A 5,555-nucleotide genomic window follows, 5' to 3' on the forward strand; every position below is an offset into this window, starting at 1 on the left:
GCTCAGCTTACAGCGTTTGCAATGAAAAGTACATATGGATGTGATGGGATTTCTACGCGGCAACATAATGAGCCTGCTGGCAATCAAGACGTGTGGCATTATCATCTCCATGTTTACCCAAGATATGTGAATGATCAACTTTATCTGACAAAGGGTTCTCATTCCGATCCAGATGAACGCTCTTTCTATGCTGATAAGTTGCGTTCTTGGATAAAGGAAAACATTTAAGGTCTAGGAGGAGCGAATGATAACCCTAGTAGGAGATGAACCTGAGATTACGTGGGCCTTACTAGAGAAAAAATAGGGTTCTCTTATTAAGCTAACTGGGAACTACAGTGGAGGAGCTGCCGCCGGCAGGCGCTCCTCTTTTGGCTTATTAAAGTAACGGGCAGGATAAAAGGGAACGAGAGTTAAATAACACACACTACGAGGGACGGGCAGTTATATTCAATAAGTAAGTATTATGGTAAAATAAAGAAAATTTTTAGGCGAGCGGAGGTTAGTATGAAAAATAAAATACATATCCTTGGAGCCTCAGGTTCAGGAGCATCGACTCTTGGAAGCGAATTATCTTTAATACTACCGCATGTTAATTTAGATGGTGATGATTATTTTTGGATTGAAAAATTCACTAAACAAAGGGCACCAAAGGACAGGGTTCAGTTATTAAAAGAAGACCTTTCGAATTATAAGCAGTGGATTCTTTCAGGGGCAGTATGTGGTTGGGGAGATGAATTAAAGTCACACTTTGATTTAGTTATCTTTATTTATACGCCTAAAGATATAAGGCTCCAAAGGCTAAAGGACAGGGAATTTCAAAGATACGGTGATGAAATATTACCGGGTCGAAGTAAATATGAGCAATCAAAAGCTTTTTTAGAGTGGGCATCATTATATGATGAAGCTGGATTTGAAGTTAGAAGCAAATCTTTACATGAGCGTTGGATGTCAGATTTAGCTTGTCCAATATTGAGGATCGAGGGCGATTATACAGTTAGAGAAAGAGTGAATATTGCTTTAAATTTTCTCAAACCCAATGATAACCTTCTCAACTAACAGAAACTATAGCGCAATATGAAAGAGGGCGAGGCCGCCGCAATAATCGGTAGCCTTGTTGAAGTAACGGGCAGTAATGTGGATGGACTGATGTACCAAAATTATATAGCACTGATTAATAAACTTATTTATACTGGATGATGGATAAAGAACTAGGGGGAGAACATTATGGGTAATTTTGCAGATGTACTAATAGATGAAGGAAAAAGAAAGAATAGTGTTTTAGTTGTTGGTTTAGACCCTGATATAAACTTTTTTCCTGAGGTATTACTCGAACATGTAGATACTTCGTCCAACGAAAGTATTGCAAATGCAATATATGAGTTTAATAAAATCGTTATTGATGCTGTCGCTGATCATGTAATAGCTGTAAAACCCCAACTCGCCTATTACGAGGTATACGGTAGTTACGGTATTAAGGCTTTGGAAAACACAATTAGCTATGCACGTTCGAAAGAATTAATAGTCATTAACGATGCAAAAAGAGGGGATATTGGTTCAACTTCAACAGCCTATGCTCAAGCTTTTTTAGGTAATGGAACGATTTCTGGTGATATGGTCACCGTTAATCCCTTTTTAGGCAGTGATGGGTATATGCCGTTTATTGACGTGGCAAAAGAACAAAACAAGGGGCTCTTTGTACTATTAAAGACATCTAACCCCTCGTCATATGAAATACAGGACCTAAAATTGGAGAATGGAAAATTGCTTTACTTCAAAATGGCGGAGCAAATAGAAGAATTGGCGAGTAAGACAGTAGGGATTAATAATTATTCATTCATTGGCGCAGTTGTTGGGGCTACCTACCCTGAAGAAGCAAGGAAGATACGAAAAACATTACCCCATTCGATTTTCCTTGTTCCTGGGTTCGGGATGCAAGGAGGCAAAGCAGAGGATTTAGGTGTATTTTTTGATGAAAATGGTATTGGTGCTGTCATATCGTCCTCAAGGGGCGTAATTTATTCTTATATGAACCAAAATGAAGATTGGAAAAAAACAACCGAAACTGACATGTTCAGATACATAACAGAAGCAGCGACAAAAGCTAAAGAACAAATTAATGAGGTTAGATTTAATAAAGTTACGTAGTTAGCTATTACGCTAACGGAGAACGAGAGCAGAATACCAGAAGGTTGCCAAGTGGCAGTACTTCGCTCCGCTAACGGGCAGTAGTATAGCACCATAACAATTACGTTTGATATACTTATAACGAGAAATTTGCTTTTAAAGGAGTTCGAAAGGGAAAACAAATAAACTTCTTCATAGATGAAAATACTGAGCAACAATTTATTGATTTTGTATTGAGTAGTGGAGGGGAAGTATTATTTGAAGGCGATAACCCCAAACCAGTAAACATTAGCACATTGCCTAAACCATTTTCAGGAAAAGGCTGGATTAATTTGTACCCATATAAATCTAATCGTTGCGCAGCTGATGTTGAAACGATATTCAACGAGTAAAAAGGGATTCCGAAAAACAGTTTGACTTTAATCGAATGATCGAAGAACGATTGTTTAGCAGCAAGCTGCTTCGGCGGCTTTTTGTCGAGCAAGCCAAGAAAAAAGCGGAAAAGTGGATGCAGGACACAGGCATTTTGGAGGCAATTGAAAAATACAAAAACGTGAGCATGAAGTATGAATCAGAATAAAAACCGTAACTCGTGATGAGGGAGAGCAAAATTGACCTCCTCCTTGACATGCTGACAATAATATTATGCTCCCAACTGCAGACTTAACATCGTAGCTTCGATGATCGGGAAGGATGATCACGAGATTGGGGCTAGACTGTCGTACAGCTTACAAGGATAGCGGGATGATTCATTGTGTTGCACAACAACCGGTAATTCAATTTAATGGTTTCATTTGAACGGGCAGGGCTGAGCAATAGCGACAGGACCTATCCCAGCAGTCCTTTGGCTCCGTTCATCACTAAGGGCATAGTCTGTATAACGAATGATTCCGCACTTATTAGACGCCCCTCATTGTTCCAAACGTAAGCCGCCCCATACATCCCCCAACTTAACATGATAGAAGCTGTATTTATTAAGAATTGCGCGTTTGGAGTCGATAGCATCTTGTCTTTGTCTATAAAGGAAAGAAGTATCGTTTGAATTTTTTCCTTTATTTGAATTTCGAATACAGGTATAAGTGATGTATTTCTTCTTTTGCATAAAATGTTTAGACCCTCGTGAAATTCGCATACCCCCAGAAAAATACTCTGAATTGTTTCTTCATTTAATACTTCGTGACCGCTTATTCTACGATTTATGATTGTCATAAATGATTCCATTAGTCTGGCCTCAAGAATTTCGAATTTATCTACAAAGTGCGCATAAAAAGTCGCTCTGTTAACAGTAGCCCGCTCTGCAATATCCCTAACGGTTATCGATTCAAAGTCTTTTTCTTGAATTAATGAAGCAAAAGCGTCTTGAAGGAGTCGCCGTGTACGCATCACACGAGGATCTACTTCATTCTTTTTAATTGGCATGGTTAAGATCTCCCCAGTAAAACGACATTATAGAAATGGTGTTGTCTATACAACGGTTAATGGTTATTGATGATTGCGTACCATTCGGTAGTTATTATAACATACAAATACAACAAATGTTGTTCAAACAACAAGCGTTGCATTGAAACACGTTTTTCCCAAAGGAGGAGAGAACCATGTCGGTCTCACAACCGTCGCAAACGAGGGAGCATTTTTTGATATTATTCGAGAACGCCGGTCGGTTCGTGGCTATGATCCAGAGATCAAGATTTCGCTGGAGGAATTGACCGAAACATTGCGGCAAGCCCCGCGCTGGCTCCTTTAGCTGCTAACATACAGCCATGGCGGTTTCTCGTTATCGACAAAAATATAATTACTTAAAACACATCAGGAGAGTGAATTATGAAGAGTACATGGAAAGTTTACGTTCTAGCCTTGATTAGCTTTTTAGTTGGAACATCCAATTACATCATTTCCGGTATATTGGACCGGATCGCAGAAACGTTGGGAACAAGCGTTGCGGCAGCAGGCCAACTCATTACGGTTTATTCCCTGGCCTATGCGGTCGGCACGCCTATTTTGATGGCGCTGACGGCCAAAATGGACCGACGTAAGCTCCTCCTTTATTCGCTAGGCCTCTTTATTGCCGCAAATCTGCTGACATATATATTGTCCGGCTTCGGTCTCTTCATTGCCGCGAGAATCATTACGGCAATAGGCGCTGGGGTGGTCACCGTTAACGCGCTCAGCATCGCCTCCAAAATCGCTCCGCCAGGCAAGCAGGCCAGCGCCATCGCGAACGTCACCATGGGCATTACCGCATCGCTCATCATCGGCGTCCCGCTGGGCAGAATGGTAGCCTCTGCTTTTGGCTGGAAAGCGGTATTTCTGGCCATCGCAATTGTCGGGGTCATCACCATGTTTGTCATTGCTGCGGTTCTTCCACGTATGCAGGGAGACAAGCCTGTCCCATTAATCAACCAATTAGCTTTGTTAAAAAAACCTCAGGTTTTGGTTGCTTTAGCGATTACTTTTTTCTGGTTGGGAGGATATTCCCTCGCCTATACCTACATCTCCCCTTTTCTGCTTGAGGTGACTCATTTAAATGAATCATTGATTAGCGCAGCTCTGTTTGTGTTCGGCGTTGCCAGTTTGATTGGCTCGAAAGTCGGCGGCTACAGCACAGATAAACGGGGCATCATATTCACGCTCGTTTCAGGGATGGTGCTTCACGTCATTTCGTTGATTTTGCTATCCTTAGTTGGACAGTCGGTCATTGCCGTATTCGCCGTTCTGATTCTTTGGTCTTTTGCCGCATGGACATCAGCTCCCGCGCAGCAATTTAACCTGGTTTCACTTGTTCCCGAATCCTCGGGCGTCATGCTGAGCTTGAACAGTTCCATGATGCAGCTTGCCATGGCTGTCGGCGCAGGAATCGGCGGGCTGATCGTTAACCGTATTTCTTTGGCATCCATTACCTGGTTCGGGGCACTCGGCGTACTCATCGCCATCATTGCCGCGTTTGTATTGTCCAGCATGGCATCACGGCATTCGGCGGTGCAGTCAGCGGATTAAGGATATGCTAAACATCGAATATTTGATTTAGGACTCTGCTCACTAAGTTGAGCAGACCGCAAACGAACTGCACCCCAATTGTTGGATCTCGTTCAAGTTTGAATCATTAATAAACTGAAGAGCATAGAAGAAAACTCTAAAATTGATCCTCCTATGATGTCATTGCCTTTTACGGAAGAAACGGATTTGTACCGGTTGCCACGATTCCTGATGTGTTTGGGCCAGGAGCTGAAGGAAATGTGGTATTGAGGAAGATTTTACGTTAGCAGTAGTTGCTCAACTATCGGGTACGATAGTTCAATCGCGACATGACGGCAGCCGGCACACTACCGCTGCCTTTGTCCGTTGAAGTAAAGGGCAGGATTCTGCAACTTGATGGATATTCTGTACGTCTTTGGAGTCGTTCGTAACAGCAATACAAAATCTCTATTTCGCAC

6 protein-coding genes and 1 pseudogene are annotated in these 5,555 nt (G+C 41.9%); 6 read left to right on the forward strand and 1 reads right to left on the reverse strand.

What is annotated here, in order from left to right; genetic code table 11:
* From BK127_RS44645 to BK127_RS44405, 4 genes are all read left to right on the forward strand, one after another.
* Window positions 1–228 (forward strand): HIT family protein (locus BK127_RS44645; RefSeq protein ID WP_372237425.1); only part of this gene is annotated, 228 nt, incomplete at its 5' end.
* Between the two features lie 276 nt (window positions 229–504).
* Entirely contained in the window at window positions 505–1,056 is a 552-nt protein-coding gene (locus BK127_RS41455) for an AAA family ATPase (RefSeq protein WP_076238472.1), read from the forward strand.
* A gap of 168 nt (window positions 1,057–1,224) precedes the next feature.
* Window positions 1,225–2,145, forward strand: coding sequence for an orotidine-5'-phosphate decarboxylase (pyrF, locus tag BK127_RS41460; RefSeq protein ID WP_076238473.1), 921 nt, complete (start codon window positions 1,225–1,227; stop codon window positions 2,143–2,145).
* A 406-nt stretch (window positions 2,146–2,551) separates the two neighbouring features.
* Entirely contained in the window at window positions 2,552–2,704 is a 153-nt protein-coding gene (locus BK127_RS44405) for a hypothetical protein (protein WP_179097824.1), read from the forward strand.
* A gap of 248 nt (window positions 2,705–2,952) precedes the next feature.
* Here BK127_RS44405 and BK127_RS41465 read toward each other — a convergent pair whose 3' ends face one another.
* Window positions 2,953–3,543: a TetR/AcrR family transcriptional regulator gene (locus tag BK127_RS41465; protein WP_076238474.1), complete on the reverse strand. Its 591-nt coding sequence runs from the start codon at window positions 3,541–3,543 to the stop codon at window positions 2,953–2,955.
* 176 nt (window positions 3,544–3,719) lie between these two features.
* Between BK127_RS41465 and BK127_RS45445 the strand changes: the two are divergent.
* Window positions 3,720–3,906, forward strand: a pseudogene (locus BK127_RS45445) (nitroreductase family protein); the annotation flags it as partial.
* A 39-nt stretch (window positions 3,907–3,945) separates the two neighbouring features.
* Complete coding sequence (locus BK127_RS41470; protein WP_076238475.1) at window positions 3,946–5,118, forward strand: MFS transporter; 1,173 nt, start codon at window positions 3,946–3,948, stop codon at window positions 5,116–5,118.
* The last annotated feature ends 437 nt before the right edge of the window (window positions 5,119–5,555 follow it).

The organism is Paenibacillus sp. FSL H7-0331 (assembly GCF_001956045.1).

What these genes read in the sequence shown, in the direction of transcription:
- BK127_RS41465 (WP_076238474.1), bottom strand. Translation starts at nt 3,543, where the DNA reads ATGCCAATTAAAAAGAATGAAGTAGATCCTCGTGTGATGCGTACACGG.
- BK127_RS41455 (WP_076238472.1), top strand. Translation starts at nt 505, where the DNA reads ATGAAAAATAAAATACATATCCTTGGAGCCTCAGGTTCAGGAGCATCG.
- pyrF (WP_076238473.1), top strand. Translation starts at nt 1,225, where the DNA reads ATGGGTAATTTTGCAGATGTACTAATAGATGAAGGAAAAAGAAAGAAT.
- BK127_RS41470 (WP_076238475.1), top strand. Translation starts at nt 3,946, where the DNA reads ATGAAGAGTACATGGAAAGTTTACGTTCTAGCCTTGATTAGCTTTTTA.
- BK127_RS44405 (WP_179097824.1), top strand. Translation starts at nt 2,552, where the DNA reads ATGATCGAAGAACGATTGTTTAGCAGCAAGCTGCTTCGGCGGCTTTTT.